This is a genomic window from Hamadaea sp., assembly GCF_013362815.1.
GTDB lineage: Bacteria > Actinomycetota > Actinomycetes > Mycobacteriales > Micromonosporaceae > Hamadaea.
Genome location: NZ_JABFVK010000013.1, coordinates 559324 through 584157, shown reverse-complemented (window position 1 = coordinate 584157; position 24834 = coordinate 559324). Strand labels below are relative to the sequence as shown.

22 protein-coding genes are annotated in these 24834 nt (G+C 68.9%); 6 read left to right on the top strand and 16 right to left on the bottom strand.

Annotation, left to right across the window (positions count from 1 at the left end):
• The first annotated feature begins 55 nt into the window (after positions 1-55).
• Complete coding sequence (locus HOV77_RS07605; protein WP_290859468.1) at positions 56-874, top strand: DNA-formamidopyrimidine glycosylase family protein; 819 nt, start codon at positions 56-58, stop codon at positions 872-874.
• Here the strand turns inward: HOV77_RS07605 and HOV77_RS07600 are convergent.
• The 3 genes from HOV77_RS07600 to HOV77_RS07590 all read right to left on the bottom strand — a co-directional run bounded on the left by HOV77_RS07600 (position 871) and on the right by HOV77_RS07590 (position 2197).
• The gene (locus HOV77_RS07600; RefSeq protein ID WP_290859466.1) at positions 871-1170 is read right to left on the bottom strand and encodes an STAS domain-containing protein; all 300 of its coding nucleotides are present in this window, start codon (positions 1168-1170) and stop codon (positions 871-873) included. The two genes, HOV77_RS07605 and HOV77_RS07600, sit on opposite strands and share 4 nt — an antisense overlap.
• A gap of 30 nt (positions 1171-1200) precedes the next feature.
• Positions 1201-1650: an ATP-binding protein gene (locus HOV77_RS07595; RefSeq protein ID WP_290859463.1), complete on the bottom strand. Its 450-nt coding sequence runs from the start codon at positions 1648-1650 to the stop codon at positions 1201-1203.
• Between the two features lie 274 nt (positions 1651-1924).
• Positions 1925-2197 carry a hypothetical protein gene (locus HOV77_RS07590; protein WP_290859461.1) on the bottom strand — a complete coding sequence of 91 codons (273 nt, stop codon included), beginning with the start codon at positions 2195-2197 and terminating at the stop codon, positions 1925-1927.
• Positions 2198-2355: 158 nt separating this feature from the next.
• Here HOV77_RS07590 and HOV77_RS07585 point away from each other — a divergent pair, with 158 nt between their 5' ends.
• Complete coding sequence (locus HOV77_RS07585; RefSeq protein WP_290859458.1) at positions 2356-4116, top strand: glycoside hydrolase family 15 protein; 1761 nt, start codon at positions 2356-2358, stop codon at positions 4114-4116.
• A gap of 42 nt (positions 4117-4158) precedes the next feature.
• A complete protein-coding gene (locus tag HOV77_RS07580; RefSeq protein WP_290859456.1) occupies positions 4159-4740 on the top strand; it encodes a DinB family protein in 582 nt (193 codons plus the stop codon).
• A gap of 9 nt (positions 4741-4749) precedes the next feature.
• Here HOV77_RS07580 and HOV77_RS07575 read toward each other — a convergent pair whose 3' ends face one another.
• Positions 4750-5856: an AI-2E family transporter gene (locus HOV77_RS07575; protein WP_290859454.1), complete on the bottom strand. Its 1107-nt coding sequence runs from the start codon at positions 5854-5856 to the stop codon at positions 4750-4752.
• 76 nt (positions 5857-5932) lie between these two features.
• Here HOV77_RS07575 and HOV77_RS07570 point away from each other — a divergent pair, with 76 nt between their 5' ends.
• The gene (locus HOV77_RS07570; protein ID WP_290859452.1) at positions 5933-6784 is read left to right on the top strand and encodes an SGNH/GDSL hydrolase family protein; all 852 of its coding nucleotides are present in this window, start codon (positions 5933-5935) and stop codon (positions 6782-6784) included.
• Positions 6785-6852: 68 nt separating this feature from the next.
• Here the strand turns inward: HOV77_RS07570 and iolD are convergent, their stop codons facing one another.
• Genes iolD through iolC form a run of 4 tightly spaced genes read right to left on the bottom strand, consistent with a single transcriptional unit; the run spans position 6853 to position 11361 of the window.
• On the bottom strand, positions 6853-8697 hold the full coding sequence (iolD, locus tag HOV77_RS07565; RefSeq protein ID WP_290859450.1) for a 3D-(3,5/4)-trihydroxycyclohexane-1,2-dione acylhydrolase (decyclizing): 1845 nt from the start codon (positions 8695-8697) through the stop codon (positions 6853-6855).
• On the bottom strand, positions 8694-9539 hold the full coding sequence (gene iolB, locus HOV77_RS07560) for a 5-deoxy-glucuronate isomerase (protein ID WP_290859447.1): 846 nt from the start codon (positions 9537-9539) through the stop codon (positions 8694-8696). Before iolB ends, iolD begins: the two co-directional genes overlap by 4 nt.
• A complete protein-coding gene (locus HOV77_RS07555; RefSeq protein ID WP_290859445.1) occupies positions 9536-10405 on the bottom strand; it encodes an aldolase in 870 nt (289 codons plus the stop codon). The genes iolB and HOV77_RS07555 overlap by 4 nt, the downstream gene beginning before the upstream one ends.
• Positions 10402-11361, bottom strand: coding sequence for a 5-dehydro-2-deoxygluconokinase (gene iolC / locus HOV77_RS07550; protein WP_290859443.1), 960 nt, complete (start codon positions 11359-11361; stop codon positions 10402-10404). Before iolC ends, HOV77_RS07555 begins: the two co-directional genes overlap by 4 nt.
• A gap of 281 nt (positions 11362-11642) precedes the next feature.
• Between iolC and HOV77_RS07545 the strand changes: the two genes are divergently transcribed.
• Entirely contained in the window at positions 11643-13217 is a 1575-nt protein-coding gene (locus HOV77_RS07545; protein ID WP_290859441.1) for a pectate lyase, read from the top strand.
• Between the two features lie 51 nt (positions 13218-13268).
• Here the strand turns inward: HOV77_RS07545 and HOV77_RS07540 are convergent, their stop codons facing one another.
• The gene (locus HOV77_RS07540) at positions 13269-13712 is read right to left on the bottom strand and encodes a cytidine deaminase (protein WP_290859438.1); all 444 of its coding nucleotides are present in this window, start codon (positions 13710-13712) and stop codon (positions 13269-13271) included.
• Positions 13713-14062: 350 nt separating this feature from the next.
• The gene (locus tag HOV77_RS07535; RefSeq protein ID WP_290859436.1) at positions 14063-14644 is read right to left on the bottom strand and encodes a hypothetical protein; all 582 of its coding nucleotides are present in this window, start codon (positions 14642-14644) and stop codon (positions 14063-14065) included.
• 157 nt (positions 14645-14801) lie between these two features.
• On the opposite strand from HOV77_RS07535, the gene HOV77_RS07530 reads away from it, so the two are divergent.
• Entirely contained in the window at positions 14802-14939 is a 138-nt protein-coding gene (locus HOV77_RS07530; RefSeq protein ID WP_290859434.1) for a hypothetical protein, read from the top strand.
• 299 nt (positions 14940-15238) lie between these two features.
• On the opposite strand, the gene HOV77_RS07525 is transcribed toward HOV77_RS07530, so the two are convergent.
• Genes HOV77_RS07525 through HOV77_RS07500 form a run of 6 tightly spaced genes read right to left on the bottom strand, consistent with a single transcriptional unit; the run spans position 15239 to position 24683 of the window.
• Positions 15239-17962: a hypothetical protein gene (locus HOV77_RS07525; RefSeq protein WP_290859431.1), complete on the bottom strand. Its 2724-nt coding sequence runs from the start codon at positions 17960-17962 to the stop codon at positions 15239-15241.
• Positions 17932-20538 carry a hypothetical protein gene (locus HOV77_RS07520; RefSeq protein ID WP_290859429.1) on the bottom strand — a complete coding sequence of 869 codons (2607 nt, stop codon included), beginning with the start codon at positions 20536-20538 and terminating at the stop codon, positions 17932-17934. Before HOV77_RS07520 ends, HOV77_RS07525 begins: the two co-directional genes overlap by 31 nt.
• Positions 20535-21455, bottom strand: coding sequence for a carbohydrate ABC transporter permease (locus HOV77_RS07515; protein ID WP_290859427.1), 921 nt, complete (start codon positions 21453-21455; stop codon positions 20535-20537). The genes HOV77_RS07520 and HOV77_RS07515 overlap by 4 nt, the downstream gene beginning before the upstream one ends.
• A 13-nt stretch (positions 21456-21468) precedes the next feature.
• A complete protein-coding gene (locus HOV77_RS07510; RefSeq protein ID WP_290859424.1) occupies positions 21469-22461 on the bottom strand; it encodes an ABC transporter permease subunit in 993 nt (330 codons plus the stop codon).
• A gap of 60 nt (positions 22462-22521) precedes the next feature.
• Complete coding sequence (locus HOV77_RS07505; RefSeq protein WP_290859422.1) at positions 22522-24060, bottom strand: extracellular solute-binding protein; 1539 nt, start codon at positions 24058-24060, stop codon at positions 22522-22524.
• On the bottom strand, positions 24057-24683 hold the full coding sequence (locus HOV77_RS07500) for a DUF624 domain-containing protein (protein WP_290859420.1): 627 nt from the start codon (positions 24681-24683) through the stop codon (positions 24057-24059). Before HOV77_RS07500 ends, HOV77_RS07505 begins: the two co-directional genes overlap by 4 nt.
• Positions 24684-24834 lie beyond the last annotated feature (151 nt).

Sequence of the window (24834 nt, the reverse complement as noted above, 5' to 3'; positions counted from 1 at the left end):
GCACCAGCGGGTGCCGCTCGTGAGCCAGCGGGCGGCACCCGCTATTTTTGGGCACATGCCCGAATTGCCGGAGGTCGAATCCGCCCGCAGGATCATCGACCAGTACGCACTCCGCCGGGTGATCGAAGAGGTCGACGACTCCGACACCTACGTGTGCCGGCCGCATACGCCGGGCGAGATCCGGTCGGCATTGCTGGGCCGGCGGCTGTCGGCAGTCCATCGCCGGGGCAAGAGCATGTGGTGTGAGACCACGGGAGTCGGCCGTTCCCGTAAACCAGGTCCGCTGCTCGGCTTCCATCTGGGCATGTCCGGCAAGATCGTCGTCGGGAAGGCGAACGGGTCCGAGGTGGACGGCGGCGACTACTGGGAACGTGGCCGCAAGCCCGGCGACCTGCGGTTCAGCCGATTCCGGCTCTCCTTTACCGACGGCGGCTTCCTCGTCCTGGTCGACCCGCGACGGCTGGGCCGCGTACGCCTCGATCCGCCGGTCGAGAAGCTCGGGCCGGACGCCGCGGTGGTCACCCGGGAGGAGTTCCAGTCGGCGATGCACCGTGGGACCGCACCCGTCAAGGCGCGGCTGCTGGATCAGGAGGCGCTGGCCGGAGTCGGCAACCTGCTGGCCGACCAGGCGTTGTGGACCGCCCGGATCCGGCCGTCGCGACCGGTCGACGAGCTGTCCACCGACGACGTCGACCGCCTCTACGACGCCGTACGCGAGTCCGTCGCCGACAGCCTCGCCAACGGCGGTGTGCATACGCTGTCGTTCATTCCGGCGCGCCGGGCCGGTGGCACCTGCCCCCGCTGCGGAGCCGCGTTGCAGGTCGGCGTCGTGGGAACCCGCACCACCTGGTGGTGCCCGGTCGAGCAGACCTAGGCGCGCTGCGTCAATTCGGTGAGTACGCCGGACACCTGCAGCACCGTCTGCACCATCCCGCGTACGTTGACGACGTAGAGGGCGCGGCCGTCGTCGCGCGCCAGCCGTTGCGCCGCCACGAGGGCGCCGATCCCCGCCGAATCACAGTAGGTCAGCGCGGCGAGGTCCAGTTCCACGATTTCCGCGGGCGCTTCGCGCACGGCCTGCGCGAACAGCGCCTTCGATGCCAGGTCGAGCTCGCCGGCCAGGGCGACCCTGGTCACGGCGGCATCGCCGGAGATCTCGACGCTCAACATCGCTACACCCTAACGTGTTTGATCACTACCTCAACTTGGTGATTGCGTGGACATCGTTCCGCGTACGTCGATCACCGCGGTGACCGTGGTGCCGAGCGGACTGGAGTCCACGGCGAACCGATCGGCGAAGACGCGGGCCAGCCAGAGCCCGCGGCCGCCCGGTGCGGACGGCGACGGCGGCCGCCAGCCCGCCCGATGACTCCGAGGTATGCCCGGACCCTGGTCGAGCGCCTGGCAGATGAGCCGTCCGCGATAGAGGGAGACCTGCAGGCGGCCTTCGCCCTCGCAGTGCACCACGATGTTGGCCACGAGCTCGGTCGCGACGAGCTCGAGCACCGAACGGAACCGGGCCGGTACGCCCCACCCCGCGCACTCCGCGTCGAGCCGACGCCGGATGGGCTCCAGATCCGCCGAGGTGAACGGGCCGTCGAAACGCACCCGGTGCCGGTCCAGGAGCGGGCGGTCATCAGAGTCGGGCATGCCGTCCTTCCCGTCGGCGGGCACTTCCGGATCGCTCGACTACCCTGCCACGCCGCCCGGCTAACCTGCGTTGTCCTTGATGCCCGAAACGTGTCGTGTGCCCGCTTGGCTACCCAGCTGCCGTCGCGTTATCCCAGGTGCTGCGGTGCCCGGTGCCGTCGCGTTATCCCGGGACATCGCGGTTATCCCGCGCGGAATAGGCACGTTATCCCGGATAACGCACAACACGGGGCTGGACGCCACGGGTAACGCGCAGAGACGAGCGCGCGAGGACCTACCGCCGAGCGATCAGCGCAGCGGTATGCCCGAACCCGAGCACCCACGAAGCGGCGGCGACCACAGCGACGACACGAACGAGGGCGCTGCCTTCGGCGTACCCCTGGACGAGGACGTTCCCGCCGGTCAGAGCGCCGACGATCAGCACGACGAGGGCGAACAGGAGTCGGCCGGTCCGGCTACGGACGCGGTCGGTGATGAAGTCGCGGATGAGATCGGCGTACGCGGTCTGCATGGCGCGCAGCACCGCGCCGAGTTTGAGCTGGGGCACGCGTACGAGGATGCCTGGTGATGGGCCCGGCGACCTCCGCCGAAGAACCTCGATCCGTGACCGACCGGACCCGGTCGACGATGGGACGAACCGTCGATGTCGTGCCGACACCGCGTCGTGCACCGCCGCGCCGGGCGACGGAGGGGGATCATGGGGACATGCCGCAGCGTATCGAGGATTACGGGCTTGTCGGGGATCTGCACACCGCCGCGCTCGTCGGTCGGGACGGTTCGGTCGACTGGCTGTGCCTGCCGCGGTTCGACGCCCCGGCGTGCTTCGCCGCGCTGCTCGGCGGGGAGCCCGCCGGGTTCTGGCGGCTGGCTCCGGCGGACGGCGGCCCGGCGCAGCGACGGCGCTATCGCGGCGATTCGCTCATCCTCGAGTCGGAGTGGGAGTCGGCGGGCGGCACGGTCCGGGTGGTCGACTTCATGCCGCCGCGCGGCGAGGCGGCCGACGTCGTCCGGATCGTGGAGGGCGTCAGCGGCAGCGTACCGATGAAGATGGCGCTGCGCCTGCGCTTCGACTACGGCCGCATCGTCCCCTGGGTACGCCACCTCGACGGTCAGCTGGCGGCCATCGCCGGACCGGACGCCGCCTGGCTGAGCAGCCCGGTCGTGGTGCACGGCGAGGACTTCACGAGCTACGCGGAGTTCACCGTGAGCGCCGGCCAGCGGGTGCCCTTCGTGCTGACCTACCGGCCGTCGCATGAGCCCCGGCCCAAGCACGTCGATCCGTACCGGGCGCTGGCCGACACCGAGCAGTTCTGGGCGGACTGGATGGCGCGCTTCCGTTACACCGGGCGCTGGCAGGAGCCCGTACGCCGGTCGCTGATTCTGCTCAAGGCGCTGACCTACGCCCCGACCGGTGGCATCCTCGCCGCGGCCACGACGTCGTTGCCGGAGCAGCCGGGCGGTCCCCGGAACTGGGACTACCGCTACTGCTGGCTCCGCGACGCGACGTTCACCTTGCAGGCCCTGCTCGGGACGGGGTTCGTCGCGGAGGCCAAGGCCTGGCGCGAGTGGCTGCTGCGGGCGGCCGCCGGCGATCCGGCCGATCTGCAGATCATGTACGGGATCGACGGTACCCGCCGACTCACCGAGTACACGTTGGACTGGTTGCCCGGCTACGAACGGTCGTCCCCCGTACGCGTCGGCAACGCCGCGTCGAGCCAATTCCAGCTGGACGTGTGGGGCGAGGTCCTCGATGGGCTGCACCAGTCACGCGCGGTGGGCATGGGCGCGACCGACGAGGCCTGGGACCTGCAACGGGCGCTGCTGGACTACCTCGAAAGCCATTGGGACGAGCCGGACAACGGCTTGTGGGAGGTCCGCGGCGACCGGCGGCATTTCGTCCACTCGAAGGTGATGGCGTGGGCCGGTTTCGACCGCGCGGTCCAGGCCGTGGAGAAGTTCGGGCTGCCGGGCGACGCGGATCGGTGGCGGGCCGCCCGCGACGCCGTTCACGCCGAGGTCTGCGAGCGCGGCTTCGACTCAGCGCGCAACACGTTCACGCAGTTCTACGGCTCGCGCGGGCTCGACGCCGCGCTCCTGCTCATGCCCCGCGTCGGCTTCCTGCCGTGGGACGACCCGCGCATCGCCGGGACGGTGGACGCGTTGCAGCGCGAGCTCAGTCACGACGGCTTCCTGCTGCGCTACGACCCCCGGGCCGACGGCGGCGTGGACGGCCTGCCCGGCACCGAGGGCGCGTTCATCGCATGCACCTTCTGGCTCGCCGAGGCGCTGTCCGGCATCGGCCGCGACCGCGAGGCGGTGGAGTTGTTCGAGCGATTGCTCACGCTCCGCAACGACCTGGGCATCCTCGCCGAGGAGTACGATCCGGCCGCGAAGCGCCAGCTCGGCAACACGCCGCAGGCCTTCAGCCACGTCGGCCTCGTCAATGCCGCGCGGCGTCTCGGATAAATTCGGTTGTTATACGCACAACGCCCGGCCCACGATGGCGACATGACCTCGATGCGACGGGCCGACATGTTCACCTCCGACGGCCGGCCTTCCGACGACGATCCCCGCGAGCACGGCCCCGCGATGGCCGACGAGCGCACCACGCTGGCCGAGTCGTTGCGCTGTCAACGCCTCACCTTGGAGCTGAAGTGCGCCGGTCTCGACGCCGGGCAGATGGCCCGGCGCTCGGTCGAGCCCTCGACGATGTCGCTGCTCGGGCTCGTGCGGCACCTCGCCGAGATGGAGCGCGGGACGTTCCGCGTACTGCTCGCCGGGCAGGACGTGCCGAAGTTGTACTGCTCCGAGACCAACCGTGACGGCGACTTCGACGGCGCGGTCGCCGACCCCGAGGTGGTAGCCGAGGCCTGGGCGACGTGGCGAGCCGAGGTCGAGTTCTCCACCCGGTTCCTCGCCGACGCGCCGAGCCTCGACGCGATCGTCGACGATCCCGAGAACAAGCACGGCAGCGGCGGTGGCTCGCTGTCCTATCGGGACGTCGTGCTCGGCATGGTCGAGGAGTACGCCCGCCACATGGGCCACGTCGACCTGCTGCGCGAACGGATCGACGGCCGCGTCGGCCAGTGACCCGGGCGGTCAGCTGACCGCGGTCTCCGGCTCCTCGTCGTCGGACAGCTCGTCCCCGGCGACCATCGGCGTGAGCACGACCTTGACGGCGGCGGCGATCGGGATCGCCATGAGCGCGCCGACGAGGCCGAGCACGGTCCCGCCGACGAGCGCCACCACCAGCACCGCCACGGCGGACAGGTCGACGGCGTTGCGCATCACCCGGGGCTGGATCACATAGTTCTCGAACTGCTGGTACGCGATGAAGAAGATCAGCACGATGATCGAGCGTGGCCAGAGCCCGACCGTCAGCAGAGACACCCCGACGCCGATCACCGCCCCGAGAGAGGCGCCGATCATCGGGATGAGGTCGGTGATGGCGACCGTGACCGCCAGTGGGACGGCGTACGGGACGCCGACGGCTTGGAAGCAGATGAACGACACCACTCCGGCGATGAGCGAGATGACGATGTTGCCGATCATGTAGCCGCCGACCTTGTCGACCACGACGGAGACGATGTTCGCACCCCGCGCGCGATGGGCCGGCGGGAACAGCCGCACGACGCCCCGTTGCAGCCGGGGCATGTCCGCCATGAAGTAGATCGCCAGGACCAGCACGGTCAGCGCGGCGGCGATCGTCCCGAAGAGCTTCTGGACGAAGCCGAGCGCGCCGTTGGCCAGCCGTCCGGGCAGCTCGCCGGCCAGCGCCGTCAGCCGATCCGTCAGGTTGTACCGGTCGGTGACCTCCTGGATGGCCCGCGACTTCTCCGACAGCGTCTGCACGTAGCCGGGCAGCCGTTGCAGCAACGTCCCGCTCTGGTCGACGACGGGCGGCACGATCGACCACACGAACAAGCCGAACAGCGCGACCAGCAGCAGCACCACGATGCTGACCGCCCAGCTGCGGCGCAGCCCCTTGCGTACCATCCAGCGGACGGCCGGGTCGAGACTGACCGCGACGAACAGCGCGATCAGCACCAGCACGAGGATGTTGCGGACGGTGTAGAGGCCGAGCACGACGGCCGCGACGGCGACGGCGCCCGCGGCGGCCGCGACGGCCCACCGGAAGACCAGCGACGGCGGTACGCGTTCCGCCAGTGAAGGTTCCCGGTTCTCCGGTTCTACCGCTCCGCCCACGGTCTCATTCAAGCACGCGACGCGTCACTCCTTGCGCATCACGATCTTCCCAACTGGCGCGTTTATTGATATCTATATGCGACCGAGTACCACCGAGTTCACCCCCGACCCGGAGGCCCCCTTGACTCGATCGCGTCTGCTCACGCTGACGGCCAGCCTCGCAACCACCCTCACAGTGCTGGTCGGCCTCGTGGCCACCCCCGCCAACGCGGCGTCCACCGTCCGTTACGTCGCCCTCGGCGACTCCTACTCCTCCGGCGTCGGCGCCGGCAGCTACACCGCCGAAAGCGGCTCGTGCCAGCGCAGCACGAACGCGTACTCCGCGCTCTGGGCGGCGGCCAACGCCCCGGCGTCCTATGTGTCGGTCGCCTGCTCCGGCGCGACCACGTCGACCGTCGCCAGCAGCCAGCTGTCCGCGTTGAGCAGCACCACGACGCTGGTCAGCATCACCATTGGCGGCAACGACATGGGCTTTTCCACCATCATGCGAACCTGCGCGCTGTACGGGACCACCGAATGCGTGGCGTCCGTACAGGCCGCGGAGGACAAGGCGAACTCGACGCTCAACGGGCTGCTGACCACGCTGTACGGCAAGATCCGGGCCAAGGCGCCGAACGCCAAGGTCGTCGTGCTGTCCTACCCGGTGTTCTACCAGCTCAACACGTTCTGCGTCGGATTGAGCGCGACCTCGCACGCGAAGATCGACGAGGGCATCAACCTCATCGACAACATCACCAAGACGGCCGCGCAGGCGAGCGGATTCGTGTTCGCCGATGTGCGGTCGATCTTCGTCGGGCACCAGTTGTGCAGCGGTGACAAGTGGCTGCATGCGCTCAACTTCGCCGAACTCAGCGTCTCCTACCACCCGTTCGCCAGCGGGCAGTCCGGTGGTTACTACCCGGTCTTCCGCTCGGCCGCGGCGGCCTGATCCCGGCGTACGCGAAGAGCACCGGCCGCCGGCGTGACACCGGCGGCCGGTCGGCGAAGCGACCTGCTTCAGTAGTGACCGCGCTGGCTCGCCTTGCCGGTCCGGTAGGCGGCCTGCGCCTCGGGCAGCGAGGGCGTCGACCCGGTCTGCGCCACCGGCACGTCCCACCAGGCGTCCGAGCTGGGAGCGGGATCGCCGATGAGCGCCGTGCGGGCGTACACGACCGTCGTGCGATCGGACTGCCGCGCCTTGTCCAGCGCCGATCGCAGTTCGTCCACAGTGGTCGCGACGAGCACCGCCGCGCCCAGGCTCGCCGCGTTGGCGGCCAGGTCGACCGGCAGGTCGCCGCCGTCGAACCCGCCCGTGGGCGAGCGATAGCCGTAGGACGTCCCGAGCCGCTCGCCACCGACGCTCTGCGACAACGCGCCGATCGACGCGAAGCCGCGGTTGTCGACCAGGACGACGGTCAGCTTGATGTTCTCCGCGACGGCGGTCGCCAGCTCCTGCGCCATCATCAGGTAGGAACCGTCGCCGACCAGCACGAACACCTCGGCGTCGGGGGCGGCGAGCTTCGCGCCCAGCCCGCCCGCGATCTCGTAGCCCATGCACGAATAGCCGTACTCGACGTGGTACTGCCCCGGCCGCGCCGCGCGCCACTGCCGATGCAGGTCGCCGGGCATCGACCCGGCCGCGCACACCATGATGTCCGCCGGCTCGGCCGCGTCGTTGACCACGCCGATCACCTGGGTCTGGGTCAGCGGACCCGCCGTCGCGCGGCCCGCGTCGATGCGTGCCTCCCAGTTCGCCACGCCGTCGCGCCAGCTCCGCTTGGGCGCGGTCCAGCCTTCGAGCAGTGTCCGCAGTTCCGCCAGACCCACGCGCGCGTCACCCACCAATGGCACCGAAGAACTCAACTTGTACGCGTCGAAGCCGCAGACGTTGAGGGTGACGAAGCGTACGGCCGGATCGGCGAACAGAGTTCGCGACGCGGTGGTGAAGTCGCTGAACCGGGTGCCGACCCCGAAGACCACGTCGGCGGCGCGTACCAGGGCGTTGGCCGCATCCGATCCGGTGACGCCGACCGATCCGGCGAGCATCGGCCGGCCGTGCGGCAGCGAACCCTTGCCGGCCTGCGTCTCCACCACCGGGATGCCGGTCGCCTCGGCGAAGGCGGCCAGCTCCTCGGAGGCGGCGCTGTAGACGACTCCGCCACCGGCGATGATCACCGGGCGTTCGGCGGACCGCAGCAGCTCGGCGGCGTCGCGAAGAGCGGTCGCATCTGGCCGGGGCCGCCTGATCCGCCACACCCGGGTCCGGAACAGCTCGTCCGGGAAGTCGTACGCCTCGGCCTGCACGTCCTGCGGCAGGCAGACGGTGACCGCCCCGGTCTCGGCCGGATCGGTCAGCACCCGGCACGCCGCCAGCAGCGCGGCGGGCAGCTGCTCCGGTCGGTTGATCCGATCCCAGTAACGGCTGACCGGACGGAGTGTGTCGTTGACGCTCACGTCGAACGATCGCGGGTCCTCAAGTTCCTGCAGGACCGGGCTCGCGACCCGGGTGGCGAAGACGTCGCTCGGCAGGAGCAGCACCGGCAGCCGGTTGACGGTGGCCAGTGCGGCTCCGGTCACGAGGTTGGTCGCACCCGGCCCGATCGACGTCGTGCACGCGAAGGTCGACGTACGCAGCGAGGCACGGGCGTACGCGGCGCCGGTGTGCACCATCGCCTGCTCGTTGCGCGCCTGGTGATAGGGCATCGCCGGACCGGCTTGCAGAAGCGCCTGGCCGAGCCCGGCGACGTTGCCGTGGCCGAAGATGCCGAACGTCCCGGCGATCAACCGCCGCCGTACGCCGTCGCGCTCGGTGAACTGGCTGGCCAGAAAGGCGACCGTCGCCTGCGCCACCGTCATCCTCATGAAAGCCTCCCTCGATGTGACGTCATCGGCGTCCGGGGGTCGATCCCCTGCTCCCGCCACGATTCCCGGATCCAGTGGTACGCCGGATCGTCGGTGCACGCCATCGTGCGTACCGGGGCGGGTCCGGCGAGGACGTTGAGGTAGTAGAGGTCGAAGCCGGGGGCGGCCATCGAAGGGCCGTGGTACCCGTCGGGCACCAGGACGACGTCGCCGGTCGACACCTCCGCCAGCACTTCGGTGGTGCCGTAGACCCGCTGGTACGCCAGCCCCGGCGTCTCGAAGTAGTAGATCTCCTCCAGCACGGCTTCGCCCGGTCCTTCGGCGTCGTGCTTGTGCGGCGGATACGACGACCAGTTGCCGCCGGGCGTCAGCACCTCGACCGCCACCAACTTGTCGCACTCGAAGGCTTCCGGAGCGCAGAAGTTCGTGACTTGCCGACTCGCCGGCCCCGCTCCGCGTACCTCTATGGGAATGTCTTCGGCCTTGGCATGCCGGAAAGGCAGCCGCCGGGCCGCCCGGGCCGACGGAAGCGCGAGCCGGACCGGGCCCGCGGACCGGAGCGTGACCTCGGCCTGGATGGGCAGGTACGCGAAGTCGGTGACGCGGGCGAAGACGTCGGCGCGGCCCTCGAGCTCCACAGTGGAGCCATCGCAGACGACCTCGCAGCCGCCGGACAGCGGCACGACGAGCATCTCGTCGCCGCCGGTCGACAGGCTGAACGAGCCGGTGAACTCGACGATCCGCAGGCCGCAATAGGTCCAGCCGGCCCGCTCGGGGGTGATGGCGACCGGCGTCTGCGAGCCGCCCGAGGCGGAACCGATCGGCAGGTACACGGCGCTCACCGCACCATCGCCGCAGCGGCGTCGACTGCGGCCGCGACGTCGTCGTCCGGCGGATAGAGCAGCGCGCGCCCCACGACCAAGCCGCGGACGCCGGGGTTGGTCAGCGTCTTCTGCCAGGCGTTATAGGTCTGCTCACCGCCGGAGTCGCCGCCGAGCAACAGGACGGGCAGCGTCGTGGCCTCCAGCACGCGGTCCATGTCCTCGACCACGGGCAGTTTGAGCCAGGTGTACGCCGACGACGCCCCGAGCGCCTGCCCGACGCCGATAGCACGGATGAGCGCGTCCGGATCGGCGTCCAGCACCGCCCGGCCGTCGGCCCGCCGCACGGGCAGCGGTTCCACCATCGCCATCATCTTCAGCCGGGCCAGTTCGGTGACCGCCCGGCCGCAGGACTCCAAGGTGCTGGCGGTGCCCGGGTCGCCGGGATCGATGCGGCACAGCATCTTGCCGCCGTCGAACCCCATTTCGGCGATCGTCCGGGCGTCGTAGCCGGTGAACCGGTCGTCCAGTTCGAACACGGTGCCCGTCAGCCCGCCCCGGTTCATCGAACCGATCACGAGCCGGTCGTCGAGCTCGCCCATGAGCAGCAGGTCCTCGACGATGTCGGCGGTGCCGACCACACCGTGCACGCCGGGCCGGGACAACGCCGTCCGCAGCCGCCGCAGCAGATCCACCCGGCTCGCCATCGCGTCCGGCCGATCGCGTACGCCGATCGCGCCGCGCGCCGGGTGATCGGCAGCGATGATCATCAGCCGCTGCTCACCCCAGCCCACCGGGCGGCGGCGACCGGCGGCGGCCTCGGCCACCTGCTCCGGCCGCCCGGCACGTTGCCGGACCAGCGACCGGATCTCGTCGTCGGAGCTCATCGGGTCTCTCCCATCAACTGGTACACCTCGTCGGTGGTGGGCATGGCGTCGGAGCAGGCCAATCGGGCGGCGACGTAGGCACCGGCGGCGTTGGCGAAGCGCAGGGTCTCGTCGAGCGGCCAGCCCCGGAGCAGCCCGAGGCAGAGCGCGCCGCCGAAGGCGTCCCCGGCACCGAGCCCGTTGACCACCTCGACCGGGCGGGGCGGCACCACGAGACGCTGCCCGACGGACGTCTTCGCCAGCACCCCGGCCGGGCCCAGCTTGACGATCGCAAGGCGTACGCCGTGTCCGAGGAGCACGTCCGCGGCTTGATCGGGATCGCTCCGCCCGGTCGCGACTTCGCATTCCTCGCGGTTGCCGACCGCGACGGTGACCGCACCGGCGGCCAGCGCCTGGCGTACCTCCCGCTCGGCGGTGGCACGATCCGGCCACAGCATGGGGCGGTAGTCCAAGTCGAGCACAGTCTCCCCGGCGTTCCCCCGGCGCAGACCGAGGATCGCCGCGTGCGCGGACCGGCTCGGTTCGGCCGAGAGCCCGGTGCCGGTCAGCCAGACGATCCGGGCCGCGCCCAGGGCGTCGGCGTCGAGTTCCTCCGGGCGGATCACCAGGTCCGGAGCGTGATCGCGATAGAAGACGATGGGGAAGTCGTCGGGCGGGAAGATCTCGCAGAAGGTGATCGGGGTCTTCCGGCCCTCGACCGGGGTGACGAAGGAGTCGTCTACGCCGTAGCCGCGCAGGGCGGTGTGGACGAACCCCGCGAACGGATCGTCCCCGGTACGCGAGACGACGGCCGAGCGCAGCCCGAGCCGGGCCGCCGCCACGGCGACGTTGGTCGCACTGCCGCCGAGGAACCGGGCGAACGTGTCCACCTCGGACAGTGGTACGCCCGATCGCAGCGGGTACAGGTCGATCCCGATCCGGCCGACGGTGACGAGGTCGTGGCTGACCGTCCGCATCCTCGAACTCCTCCCCAAGACCCGAGTGCTTACGTGGCTAGGTTTCTAGCCCACAAGCGCGATGTCAACTCATTGTCCTGACATTCTGACGTCCGATAGTGCGAATAATCGATGCGACCATCGGGCCATGTGCAGGTTTGTTGCAGGATTCCCGCAATTCGTTGACACGTTTTCACATGCGCCGATATCGTCCAGCTGCCGGAAAGCGCTTTCCCCCTGCGGTATGACCACCCTGCCCCGGGTGCCCTCCGCAGTCCACCCGCTACGAAGGCGAGACAGGAATGAAACGACCGATCGCATGGCGTTGGCTCGCGGCCGCCGCCGCCTCGCTGGCCGCCGCTGCTGCCGGGGTGGCCCTGCCGATGCTTCAGGCGTCCGCCGCCACCGGCGCCGCCACGGGTTACGCGACCCAGAACGGCGGAACCACCGGCGGAGCGGGCGGGCAGACCGTACGCGCCACCACCGGCACCGCCATCCACGCCGCGCTCTGCAACCGCGCCAGCAGCAGCACCCCGATCATCATCGAGGTCGAGGGCACGATCAACCACGGCAACACGACCCAGGTCTCCGGCGCGAGTTGCAACACCGCGGCCGACAAGATCGAGCTGAAGCAGATCAGCAACGTCACGATCATCGGCGTCGGCAGTGGCGCGATCTTCGACCAGCTGGGCATCCACATCCGAGAGTCGCGCAACATCATCATCCGCAACGTGACGGTACGCAACGTCAAGAAGTCCGGTTCGCCCACCTCGAACGGCGGCGACGCCATCGGCATGGAGACCGACGTCCGCAACATCTGGGTCGACCACGCCACCCTGGAGGCATCGGGCGGTGAGGCCGAGGGCTTCGACGGATTGTTCGACATGAAGGACAACACCCAGTACGTGACGCTGTCCTACAGCATCCTGCGGAACTCCGGACGTGGTGGGCTCATCGGGTCGAGCGAGACCGACACGACCAATGGCTTCGTCACGTTCCACCACAACCTGTACACCAACATCGACTCGCGTACGCCGTTGCTGCGGGGCGGCATCGCGCACATCTACAACAACTCCTACGTGAGCCTGAACGAGTCCGGCATCAACTCCCGGGCCGGCGCCAAGGCGAAGGTGGAGAACAACTACTTCAAGGACTCGCACGACGTCCTGGGCACGTTCTACACCAGCGCAGCCGGCACCTGGCAGGCCAGCGGCAACATCCTCGACAACGTGACGTGGTCGAGCCCGGACAGCGAGACCAACCCGGCCGGCCCCGGTATGCCGTCCACCACCACGGTGAGCATCCCGTACGCGTACCAGCTCGACGCGGCCAGCTGCGTACCCAGCATCGTCAGCCAGACTGCGGGGGCGAACAAGGGTCTGCTGGAGTCCAACGGCAGCTGCAGCGCGCAGTCTCCGACGGCTTCCCCGAGTCGCTCCGCGACGCCGTCACCCACCGCGTCGGCGTCGCCGACCACCTCTCCCACCAGCTCGCCCACCAGCTCGCCGAGCGGGACCAACCTCAGCATCGGCGCGGGTTCGGACGGGTCGAGCAAGGCCGACGGGACGAGCTACGGCAACGTCCGGGACGCCAACATGAGCACCTACTGGTCACCCGCCGGGTCGACCGGCGACATCGCGATCAAGTGGAGCACCGCCAAGACCATCTCGCGAGTCGTCATCCGGGAGGCCTCCGGCGGCGTCGGAGCCATCGGGTCCTGGCAGCTCATCAACAACGACACCGGCGCAGTCCTGAAGTCGGGCAGCGGCGCGGGCACCATCACCTTCACCGCCACTTCGATGACCAAGGTCGTCTTCCGGATCACCAGTTCGAGCGCGACGCCCCGAGTCGGCGAATTCGAGACGTACGCCTCCTGACCAGCACAGTCGCGGGGGCCGTCCGACCGACGGCCCCCACCGTGCTTCCCGTCAGGGTGCGGTGTGCAGGCTGGTCGGCGGCCATTGACCGTCCGCGAACGCCTTCGCCCAGTAGTACGGATGCACCTCGGCCAGGGTGTGGACCGACCATCCCGCCGGTGCGTCGGGATCGGGGACGGCGACCTGGACATCCGGTCCCCACATGGCCAGCCGCTCCTGACAGATGCCGCACGGCGCGAGCACCTTCGGCTCGCCACCGACCTCGCGGTATACGTAGACGGACGCGGTGACCCGCCGATCCAACGTGTACGCCTGACAGATCGCGCCGGTCTCACCGCACAGCGTCACTCCCCCGTTGACGTTGTCGAGCCCGACGCTCGTGACGATCCGGCCGTCGTCCAGATACATCGCCGCTGCGCCACCGGGCTCGTCGGCCGGCCAACGGCGCTCCAGCTGCGCGACCGCGGCGTCGAAGAGTTCTTGATCAAGATCCACGAGCCGATCATGGCAGTGAGCTACGAACCGGGCAACGCGTTATTCAACGCCTCCGCTGCCGGCGCGGCGCGCGGGGTTTAGCGCGCGGGTCCGGCGCGCGGGGTCAGGCGCGCGGGGGCTGGCGCGCGGGGGCTGGCGCGCGGGGGCTGGCACACGGGTCTGGCGCACGGGGTTTAGCGCGTTATCCCGGGACAACGTCGTTATCCGCGCACGAATAACCGCGTTATCCCGGGATGCGCTTCCCGGCGCGCGCGGGCCCAGCCCGCCATCCCGGAATGATGCTTCCCCAGGCGCGCGAGCCGGCCCGCTATCCCGGGATGGCGCGTCATCCCGGGATAGCGCCGCCCGGACTACGACTCCTGCAGGCGGCGGCGACGGCCGATCAGGGCGAACAGCACGCCCCCACTGATAAGCACGAGCGCACCGCCCAACAGCAGCGGCATCGCCACACCAGTGGTGGGCAGCGTCGGCTTGCTGGGCGTGGGGCTCGGCGGCACCGGGGTCGCGCTACTGCGTACCGGGCTGGGCGTCGGACTCGGGCTCGGGCAGGCGGGGACCTTGTCGATCGATCCCTTGACGTCCTCCTGATACCGGTCGGGCCAGGTCGCGGTGAACGAGATCGAGATCTTGGAGACGTCCGCCGGGACCTCATACGAGAACGTGTAGCTGCCGTTCTCCTTGATGGTGGTCGGCAGGCCGGGTTCGGCCCCGCCCAGCGGCTTGGGGCTCAGCGAGAGGTTCTTCACCGTTTCCTCGCTGTGCCAGTTGTTCTTGATGGTCCAGGTCACAGTGCGCTTGCCGGCCTGGTCGCACGGCGCGGAGCCGCTGACGACGGACGTGTGCGCGGACGCCTGCCCGGGGATCATCAGGGTGGCGCAGGCCGTGGCAGCGAGGGTGGCGGCGAGGACGACGAGGGTGTTCTTCCAACGCATTAATTCGCTCCGATGTCGAGGGACGTCGGACATTGTGTACCTATCCCGGGCGATCGCGCTACCTCAGGCGAAACATCCACACAGGAGACTAAGACGACGAAGAAGTCGGCCGCCGCCAGCCGATCCGCAGAGCCATAGTCGCCGAACTGCCGTCGACGTGGTTCCCCTGGCCTTGGGCCGCTCGGGCCGGGAGCGGCTGCTCGGGTTGGCCGCGATCGCGCCGATCGCCGTTGTCGGCCTCGGCGGCTACCTCGTCCTCGACTCCATTTTGGACGTCGCCTTCACGACCTCATGATCTGAGCCCCACCGGCTCGTCACAAGATCCAATGCCTCCGGTATGCGATTCCGACCCCATTTTCAAGGTCAAGTTCCCTGGATCTGCGCCGAAGCGGCCCTTGAGCGCATGCCTTGGGAACTTGACCTTGAAAATCGGCCTCCGAGCGCAGATCACGGGCACTTGACGTTGCCTGTCAACCGGAGGCCGCCCGCAATCCACCATGCGCACCGCCCATCGCGTTGATCATGGAGTTTCCAGTGACGACACGCCGGTCCAGCCGGACCCTGGGTTCATGATCAACGCGAGAGGCGCGGGGGCTAGGGGGCGACGATCTTGTCGCCGATCAGGGCCAGGTTCTGGATGGCGGCCAACCCGTAAAGCGCAGTCGTGTTGGTCGACACCCAGGTGGCGGCCTCGCTCGGATTCAGGGTGGATGTCACCTTAGTGCTCGTCCAGGGCAGTGCGGGACCGTAGCCGTCGCCGGTGTAGAACTCCTTCCAGGCACGAGCGGCCAGGTCGTCGCGGTTGAGCCGGACGGCCGCGTACGCGGTCAGCCGGGCATGCCCCTGCTTGAGGATCAGGTTGCCGAAGTTGGCCCCGCACTCGGCAGCCTGTTCGGTCTTGGACGCGTTGAACAGCCGGCAGTACTGGAGCCAGGCGTTCTCAAACCCGGCGACGTCCAGCAGCGCGATGACCTCGGCGCAGATCTCCACCTGGCCGAACATCGCGCTCAGGTGGGAGACGCTGACGGTCTTGTCGGCCACCGGGGCGAACCGGCCGGTGTCGAGATCGTAGAGGCCGCTGCCGGTGACGAAGCCGTTCGGCATCGCCGCGATCGTCTCCATGGTCGCGGTGAGCTTCGCCTTCGCGATGTCGGCCTTGGGCCCGTTGCGTTCCCATTCGGTCAGCCAGGCGGCGGCGAGTCCACTCCAGTCGGTGCCGAGCCCGATGGACAGCGCGTGCGGGTCCGGCGTGTACGGCTCGGTGCGGATCTTGCGAAGCGGGTCGAGCACGAGGAACGTGCGATCCGAGTCGACCAGGGACGACAGGAGATCACCCGTACGCTCGTCGGCGGTGAGGAAGTAGAAGACGCGCCGGTACACCGCCGTGCTGATGCGCTGCTGTTTGGCGCTGTCGGCCCAGTGCTGCACCCCGTGCCGGGTGCCGAGACCGGCCCACTTGCCCAGGTGGTAGACGTCGACCTCGCCGGTGTGCCGGGTCATCGCCTCGGCGAACCGGTAGATGTCGGCGCGGCCGGAGCGGAGGAAGGCGTACCAGAGCCACAGGTCCGGGGAGAGCTCGGAGTTGTCCCAGGCATACCCGCCGACGTCGTACCGCCAGACCAGGCGGTCCTCGTCGAAGGTGTGCATGATGTCGCCGTAGTCCCAGAAGCCGTACCAGTGCCGCTGCTCGACCTGACGCTGGTAGAAGCCGAACAGGAAGTCCAGGTGGTCTTCGATGACCGCCTTGACCGGGTGGGTGCGGTCGACCGGCGCGAACAGCCCGCCGAAGACCTTGCTGTCGACGAGGTGTGCGACGGGGTTGATCAGCTGCGGCGGCGTACGCACTTGATCCGCGATGTCGGCGAGCCGGTCGGCCGACGGAGTCGCCGCCAGCGCCCAGAAGGTCAGCTCACTGGTACGCGCGATGCCGTACGGCGTGCCGAAGCCGGGCTCGTAGTCCTCATAGGTGATGTTGAGGCCTTCGAGCTGCTCGGGATAGGTGTCCTGGCCCATGCCGTCGTGGTAGAACCGCATGTCCATCGGTTCGGCCTGGGGTGACCACAGCCAGACGGTGACCTCGGCTTCGTCGGTGTGGGCCTGCCGGATGTCGAGCTGCGTGGGGTGCCGCTGCCAGAAGTCGCGCAGGCCGAAGGCGAAGCCGCCGCTCACGCCGCCGACGTAGGCCACGCCGGAGGCGCGGCGTCCTTGGTCGACGCCGATCCAGCCGTAGCCCTTCTTGGTCCGCTTCTTGAGCGTGAACCCGTCGGCGGACAGCTGACTCAGCGTGTAGTCGCCCCACTCGGGGACGTACTGAAGCCGCGTCGTGACCCGCTGGTCCCAAGTGGACGGATCAGCCAGTTTCGCTCCGGCGACCTGGGCTGCGCGTACCGAGGCGCTGGGATCGCGGCGGAGGCCGGTGATGCCCTTGACCGCCTCGGTGAGCATGCCGTGGCCGTCGCCGACGAAGCGCACATGCCGGTCGTACGCCGCGTCCCGCATCGGGACCCGGAAGCGTACGCCGAGTCCGGCGATGTAGTCGTGGCTGCCGTCGCGGTCGTAGACGAAGGTGTGCATCATGCGGACGTTCTCCGCGCCGGCGTAGAAGTACAGCCGGACGGTGAACGGCAGCCACGACTTCCCGCGTTCGTTCGAATGCGTGCCCTCGATCCGGACGACCGCCCGGACCGGGCCGGACTGCTCGACCGTCACCGAACTGATCGCACTCTCGAAGCGCTCCCTTGGAACGGCTTTCTCCTCGTCCTCCTCGATGTGGTCCTGGCGCAGGTTGACCAGTACGCCCTTGCGAGCGATCTCGACGTCACCACGCCAGATCTGGCTGATGAGTTCGCGGCCGCTCTTGCGGATGCGTGCCCGGATGACGCCGGTGTCGACGTCGAGGTAACTCTGCTGATCGGTGACTTTCACGGCGGTTGCCGGGTTCGCCGAAGCGCCCGCGGCCAGGGTGTAGGAGGCGGCCGGGTTCGCCACGGCGGTCGCGTGCGCGCTCCACTTGAGCGTCCCGTCCGGCCAGTACGCCAACGGCCAGCTCTGCACCGGCACCGCGCTGCCGTCCGGGGCGGTGAGCTGGAAGGACTGGTCGCCGGGGACGGTTCCGCGGGGCCACGGCGTACCCCAGGTGGTGGTGGCGGAGCTGCCTGGCGCGCCTTCGAGCCAGGTCAGCTTCACGTCGGGGATCGGCGCCGCGGCGTACGCGGCGGTCGGGGTGAGGCCGGCGAGCGGCCCGAGATCGGGCAGCATCGTCGTCAGCGGTACGCCGGCGAGACCGGCTAGGACGGTACGTCGTTTGATCGGCTCCACGGGTCGGGACCTCCGAATGCAGTTGGGCGTTTGTCCGCGGCGAGCGCGAGCAACTGGATTGCGGCGAGCCCGTACTGGGCGGCGTCGTTGGTGCTCACGAAGGACGCCTCCGTGACGGGCATGAGCACTTGCGGGCCGGTGATCCGGGTGGTCTGCCACTGCGCTTGCCGTTGCAGTGGGTTGGTGTTGAGCTGGTCGCCTTCGTCGAGGCTGAACTTGCGCCAGGCGAGGGCGGCCAACTCGGCGTCGCCCGTGCGGGCGGCGGCGTACGCGGCCAGGCGGCTGTGCGCCTGGACGAGGGAGACGCCGGTCAGCGGCGCGCCGACGGCGGCGGCCTGCTGTTCCGGCGAGGCGAGATAGAGCCGGCAGTACGCCAGCCAGGCGTCTTCGAACTCGGGCACCCCGAGGTCGAGGTCCAGCAGTTCGGCGATGATCTCGGGCAGCCCGAAGACGGCCGACAGATGCGAGACCGAGATCCCCGGCCGGGCCGCCCGGAGATCGCCGGTGACCAGGTCGAAGAGGGCTTCCCCGGTGAGGAAGCCGTGCGGCAGCGCACCGATGCCGGCCATCGTGCCGAGCAGCCGATCCCGGGCCTGGGCGTCGCCGTGCCGCTCCCACCGGGTCAGCCAGGCGGCGGCGAGCGCGCCCCAGTCGGTGCCGAGCCCGATGGAGACCGCGCGCGGGTCGGGGGCGTACGCGTCGGCTCGGATCTTGCGGATGGGATCGATCGCGAGGAAGGTCGCCTCGGCGTCGGTCAGCTCGTCGAGCAGGTCACCCGTACGCTCGTCGGCGGTCAGGTAGTAGTAGAACCGCCGGTAGGCCGCGTTGGAGATGCGCAGCTGCTTGCAGCTGCACCCCCAGTGCTGCACGTTGTGCCGGGTGCCGAGCCCGCGCCAGCGGCCCAGGTGGTAGACGTCGACCTCGCCGGTGTGGCGAGTCATCGCCTCGGCGAACCGAAAGATCTCCGCCCGCCCGGTACGCAGAAACTGGTACCACAGCCACAGGTCGGGCGACAGTTCCGAGTTGTCCCAGGCGTACCCGCCGACGTCGTAGCGCCAGGTGTGCCGGTCGGCGTCGTAGGTGTGCATGACGTCGCCGTAGTCCCAGAACCCGTACCAGCGCCGTTGTTCCTGCTGATCGGCGTAGTGCCGGAAGAGGAAGTCCAGCCGGTCCTCGATGTCGGAGTGCCGGGGATCGGGCAACGCCCAGCTGCCGAAGACGTTCGCCGCGCGCAACCGCGCCGGGTCGGCGACCAGCAGTCCGGGCGCGTTCAGCTCGGCCACCTCGTCGGCCAGTTCCTCATGCGACGGAGTCGCCGGATACACCCGCAACCTGAGCTCGTGCGTACGCGCAATGCCATGCGGCGTACCGAATCCGGGCTCGTAGTCCTCGTAGGTGATCTCCAGGCCACGCAGCTGCTCGGCATGCGTGTCCTGGCCGAGACCGTCGTGCCAGTACCGCAGGTCCATCGCGGGCGCGCTCGGCGACCACAGCCACACCGTCGCCGTCGCGACGTCACCCGCCGCGCCGCGCACGTCCAGCCGCGTCGGATGCAGCTTCCAGAAGTCGCGCAGGCCGAAGCCCAGCCCGCCGCTCACACCGCCGACATAGGCGTACCCGTCCGAACGGGTCCCGGCCGGAATCGTGACCCAGGCATGCCCGGGCGCGGTCCGTTTGCGCAGCAGGAATCCGTCGGCGCTGGTCTGGTCCAGCGTGTAGTCGTTCCAGACCGGGACGAGGTCCAGCAACTCCGCAACGCCGGGCTCGATCTCGGTCACCGCACGCCCGGCGATCTGCGCCTGCCGCGCGCTCTCGCCGGGATCGCGGCGCAGCCCGGTGAGCCCGCGAACCGCCTCGGTGAGAAAGCCTTCGGGCCCGGCGAACCGCACGTGGCGATCGTGCGGCGGGTCGCGCAGGACGACCTCCACGCTCAGGCCCAGGCCGGCAAGGAAGTCCCGCTCCGGATCACCGTCCCACACGAACGTGTGCACCATCCGGACGTCGCTCTGCCCGGCATAGAAGTAGAGCCGGATGCTGAACGGCAGCCAGTCACCGTGCCGTCCGTCGAGCCGCACGACCGCCCGCACCGGCCCGTCCTGCTCCACCGTGACCTGCTCGACCACGCCGGTGCCCGGCACGCGCTCGCGGCTGCCGCCCTCGTCGGGCTCGTGCTGCCGCAGGCTCACCGGCCGCACCTCGCGCACGATCGGACGCCCGTCGTGCTCGATCGCCGCGATCACCCACGGCGCGCGCAACGTCCAGGTCACCGGCCCGGTCGCGACCCGCACCTCCCCCTCCGAATCCCGCACGGAGACCGGCTCCGGGGGCACGCTCGGTTCGCGTCCGGGAATCAACTGGTACGCCGAAAGCGGCGGACCGGCTGGGGAAAGGGCGTGGGCCGACCACTTGACCGAGCCGTCGGGCCACGTCGCCGTGACCCAGCTCTGCACCGGAGTGCCGTCGGCCAGCGCGAACCGGCTGTCCGCCGCGACCGTGCCCCGTGGCCAGGGCACTCCCCAGGTGGCGCCGTGCCGACGGGGACCGTCCAACCACGACACCGTCGTCGGACCGCTCATTCTTTGACCGAGCCGATCAGCACGCCCTTGGCGAAGTGCTTCTGCAGGAACGGATACACCAGCAGGATCGGCAGCGTCGCGAGCACGATGATCGCGAACTTCACGCCCTGCTGCGGGAAGAACGCGCCTTCCAACGCGTTGAGCGCGTTCTCCGAGTCCGCGTTGGGCGCGGTGAGCTGGCGGACCAGGACCTGGAGCGTCCACTTGTGCTCGTCTTCGATGTAGAGCAGCGGCGACATGTAGTCGTTCCAGATGGCGACCGCGTAGAAGAGCGAGAACGTGGCGATGACCGGTTTGGACAACGGCAGGACGATGCGCCAGAACACCCCGAGCTCGTTGCAGCCGTCGATCCGGGCCGCCTCTTCCAGCGCCTCCGGGAGCTCCTGGAAGAAGCTCTTGACGATCAGCAGGTAGAACGGGTTGATCGCGAGCGGCAGTATGAGCGCCCAGTAGCTGTCGAGCAGGCCGAGGTCCCGGACGACGAGGTAGGTCGGGATCATGCCGCCGCTGAAGACGAGCGTGAAGACGACCAGGTTGATGGCCAGCGTCCGGCCCGGGAGGAACCGCTTCGACAGCGGGTACGCCATCGTCAGGGTCAGCCCGACCTGGATGACGGTGCCCACCGCGGTGACGCAGATCGTCGTCAGCAGAGCGCGTACGAACGTCCCACCGGTGAAGATGTAGTCGTAGGCGTCCGTGGCGAAGTGCTGCGGCCACAGGAAGAACGGGCGCGAGTCGATCTCCGCCTCGGTGGCGAACGACCCGGCCAGCACGTAGAGCATCGGCAGGACGGTCACGGCCGCCAACGCCGTCAGGATGACGACGTTGAGGACGTCGAAGACGCGGCTGCCGACCGATTCGTGCTGCCGCGCGCGGCGTCGCTGGGCCGCCGGACCGGCGACGTTGTCGATTGCCATGATCGGCGTCCCCTCAGTACAGGCCGCGCTGGCCGAGTCGTTTGGCCAGCCAGTTCGAGCCCGCGATCAGCAGTACGCCGATCACGCCCTTGAACAGCCCGACGGCCGTGGAATAGCTGTATGCGCCCTGCGTGATGCCGATGTAGTAGACGTACGTGTCGAACACCTCGGACACCGACCGGTTGAGCGACGTCGTCATGAGCCAGATCTGCTCGAATCCGGAGTCCAGCAGGTGGCCGGAGGTCAGGATGGCCATCACGACGATCGCCGGCCGGATGGCGGGCAGGGTGATGTGCCAGAGCTGCCGCCACCGGCCCGCGCCGTCGACCCGGGCCGCCTCGTAGAGCTGGGTGTCCACGCCCGCCAGGGCGGCGAGGTAGATGATCGTGCCCCAGCCGGTCTGCTTCCACAGCAGCTGCAGGACGATGATCGGGCGGAACCAGCTTTCCTGCGCCACGTAGTCGGTCTGCTCCCCGCCGACGATGCTGTGGATGAACCCGGCGAGCACCCCGAAGTCCACCGAGAACAGCAGGTACGTCAGCGAGGCCACGATGGCCCACGACAAGAAGTGCGGGATGTAGATCAGCGACTGGATCGAGCGCTTGACGAACACCGTACGCAGCTCGTTGAGAAGCAGCGCGACCACGATCGGCGCGGGGAAGACGAAGACGATCGTCAGCAGCGCCAGGATCAGCGTGTTGAGCATGAGCCGGTCGAAGTCCGGCCCGGAGAACAACGTCTCGAACTGCTGGAAGCCGACCCAGGGACTGCCCGAGTAGCCGAGGAACGGCAGGTATTCCTTGAACGCGATGTGCAGGCCGTACATCGGCCAGTACTTGAAGACCAGGAAGTACGCCACGCCGGGCAGCAGCATGACGTAGAGCCAGCGATGCCGCAGTGCGGACGCGATGGTGCGAGCCCGCTGCCGCCGTCGCGCGCTGTCCGGCGGCGGTGGGCTGGTCTTCGGGGTCTCCGGCGTCACACCGGGGACGAGGTCGGTGGCCACGGCGGCCTCCCATCGAGGGGTGGGGAGGGCCCGGCTGACGCGCCGGACCCTCCGAGACCGTCACTTGAGCTTCGACACCAGGTCGTTGGTTTCCTGGGCGACCTGCGTGCCGCCGCTGTCGTACCAGCGCTTCACCTCGGCCCGCAGCTGTTCCTCGGTGATCTGACCGGACAGGAACTTGATCCGGGCGTCCGGGATGATGAGGTTCAGCGTCGCGCCCTTCTGCACCAGCGTCGGCGAGATGACCGCCAGCGCCGGGTTGTGGACCGCCGTCTTGAGGTCCTCGTTCATCAGGGTGGCGCGCAGGTCGTAGAGCTTCTGCGAAACCTCGTCGGTGTACGCCGGGGCGTACTGGCCGATGCCGACGCTCGCCCGGGTGCCGAGCTGGATGAACGCCTTGTCCACGTCGTTCTGGATGATCTTCACCTGGGGGTCGGTCTGGTTGATCGGAACCGCCTTGCCGTTCTCGACCTTGTAGTTCCGGCCCTCGATGCCGTTGCTGAGCAGGGCGGAGCCTTCCTTGGACTCCAGCTTGTCCAGCACGGTGAGCAGTTCGTCGAGCTGCTTCTCGGTGCGCACGTGCTGCTTGGAGATCGCGAGCACGTTGTTGTAGCCGGTGAACGGGGAGGAGAACTTCTGGCCGTCCGACCGCTTCAGGTTGCCGACCATGGTGACCTTGTCGAAGTCGTTCGGGGTCTTCTGCTTGAACAGGTCGATCAGCTGGTTCGCCCGGACGTTGACGTCGATGATGATGCCGCCCTTGCCCTGGACGAACGGGTCGTTCCAGTTGGCGCTGTCGAGCGTAGCGAAGTCCTTGTTGACCAGGCCCTCGCTGATCCACTTACGCAGCTCCCGGTTGGCCTGGATGAACTCCTCCGTGTCGAAGCCCGGCACGAGTTTGCCGTTGCGCTCGCCCCAGCCGTTCGGGGCCCCGAACCACGTCTCGAGCACGTCGTACGGGCTGGAGCTCGCGTAGTTTCCGGGCCACTTCGGGATGATGAGGCCGTAGGTGTCCTTCTTGCCGTTGCCGTCCGGGTCCTGCTCGGTGAACGCCTTGGCGATCTTGTAGAGGTCGTCGACCGACTGCGGCTCGGTCAGCCCGACCTTCGCCAGCCAGTCCTTGCGGATGACGACGGCCGACCGCAGCAGCGGGCGGATCCGGTAGATGCCGTACACCTTGCCGTTGACCGAGGAGTTGCGCTCGACCTGCTTGTCCGTGGCCTTCAGGTTCGGATACTTGTCGAGCTTGCCGGTCAGGTCCCAGAACGCGCCGGCCTCGGCGGCCTTCACGAACGTCGGGGACTTCTCGTCCACGGCCATCACGTCGGGGATCTTGTTCGACGCGAGCACCACGTTGGTCTTGTCGGTGTAGTCCGCGTTCGGCACCCACGAGATGTCGAGCTTCTTGCCGATCAGCTTCTCCACGGCCTTCTGCAGCTCCCCGTTCGAATCCGGGGCGGTGCCGAAGAGCCGGGTCATCATGGTGATCGTGTCGAGCGACGACTGCTCCGGTTCGTCGCCGCAGGCGGCGACACCCAGGACGCTCGTCAGCCCGAGCGCGGCCGCGAGAAGCCGGCGCCGCAGAGTCGGTTTCGTCATGAAAGTCCTTTCGATTGAAGACGCGCCTCGTTCTCCGCGAAGAAGCGAAGACAGAGCCAGGTGTCGAGCTGGATCCACCCGCCGATCGCCGCGACCGCCAGGAGGGGGAACAGCTGGACGGCGAAGGCCAGGGCCGAGAGGACGAGCAGCAGCAACGCCGACGCGCCCGGACGGGTGAGGGCGAACAGCGACGCCTTCGGCAGGTACGCGAAGGGCCGCAGGTCGTAGTGGACGAGCATGGGCAGCAGGTACGCCGCCACCACGAGGAGCAGCACGAGGGCGACCCCGGTGGCGACCCGGGCCGGCGAACCGCCCGGCCCCATGGCGGCGAAGTAGTGGTAGTTCGTGACCAGCAACAAGGCCGCCCCGGCGAGCGGGAGGACGGTCAGCTGACCGCGGCCGAAGTCGCGGCGGTAGGCCGCCGTGAAGGCCGGCCAGATATGAAACGATTCATTTCGAGCGTGCCGACGAGCCACCGTGTACGCCGCGAGCGTCGCCGGCCCGGCTCCCAGCACCACGCCGCCGATCAGCGTGAACAGGAGCCAGATCAGGGTGAGCTTGATCGACCAGAGCAGTTCGTCGGTGGCTTCGTAAAGCCGGACCGACCAGGCAGAGGTGGTCATCGCCGCCACCGATCGGATGGGGCGAGACCGTGCGGAGGAACATGTCGCTGCACCGGCCACCTGCCTTGTGACGAGGAGGTTACGGGGGAAAAGGTAGCGTGACGTTAGCTTTGAATCGTCTCAATGTCAACGTCCATATTGGATGCTCAGA

Bases quoted from the DNA above. Each gene is read 5' to 3' on its own strand.
- HOV77_RS07515 (WP_290859427.1), bottom strand. From the start codon at position 21,455: ATGGCAATCGACAACGTCGCCGGTCCGGCGGCCCAGCGACGCCGCGCG.
- HOV77_RS07500 (WP_290859420.1), bottom strand. From the start codon at position 24,683: ATGACCACCTCTGCCTGGTCGGTCCGGCTTTACGAAGCCACCGACGAA.
- HOV77_RS07535 (WP_290859436.1), bottom strand. From the start codon at position 14,644: ATGCGTTGGAAGAACACCCTCGTCGTCCTCGCCGCCACCCTCGCTGCC.
- HOV77_RS07605 (WP_290859468.1), top strand. From the start codon at position 56: ATGCCCGAATTGCCGGAGGTCGAATCCGCCCGCAGGATCATCGACCAG.
- HOV77_RS07600 (WP_290859466.1), bottom strand. From the start codon at position 1,170: ATGTTGAGCGTCGAGATCTCCGGCGATGCCGCCGTGACCAGGGTCGCC.
- HOV77_RS07570 (WP_290859452.1), top strand. From the start codon at position 5,933: ATGCGACCGAGTACCACCGAGTTCACCCCCGACCCGGAGGCCCCCTTG.
- HOV77_RS07585 (WP_290859458.1), top strand. From the start codon at position 2,356: ATGCCGCAGCGTATCGAGGATTACGGGCTTGTCGGGGATCTGCACACC.
- HOV77_RS07580 (WP_290859456.1), top strand. From the start codon at position 4,159: ATGACCTCGATGCGACGGGCCGACATGTTCACCTCCGACGGCCGGCCT.
- HOV77_RS07595 (WP_290859463.1), bottom strand. From the start codon at position 1,650: ATGCCCGACTCTGATGACCGCCCGCTCCTGGACCGGCACCGGGTGCGT.
- HOV77_RS07545 (WP_290859441.1), top strand. From the start codon at position 11,643: ATGAAACGACCGATCGCATGGCGTTGGCTCGCGGCCGCCGCCGCCTCG.
- iolC (WP_290859443.1), bottom strand. From the start codon at position 11,361: ATGCGGACGGTCAGCCACGACCTCGTCACCGTCGGCCGGATCGGGATC.
- HOV77_RS07505 (WP_290859422.1), bottom strand. From the start codon at position 24,060: ATGACGAAACCGACTCTGCGGCGCCGGCTTCTCGCGGCCGCGCTCGGG.
- iolD (WP_290859450.1), bottom strand. From the start codon at position 8,697: ATGAGGATGACGGTGGCGCAGGCGACGGTCGCCTTTCTGGCCAGCCAG.
- HOV77_RS07555 (WP_290859445.1), bottom strand. From the start codon at position 10,405: ATGAGCTCCGACGACGAGATCCGGTCGCTGGTCCGGCAACGTGCCGGG.
- HOV77_RS07520 (WP_290859429.1), bottom strand. From the start codon at position 20,538: ATGAGCGGTCCGACGACGGTGTCGTGGTTGGACGGTCCCCGTCGGCAC.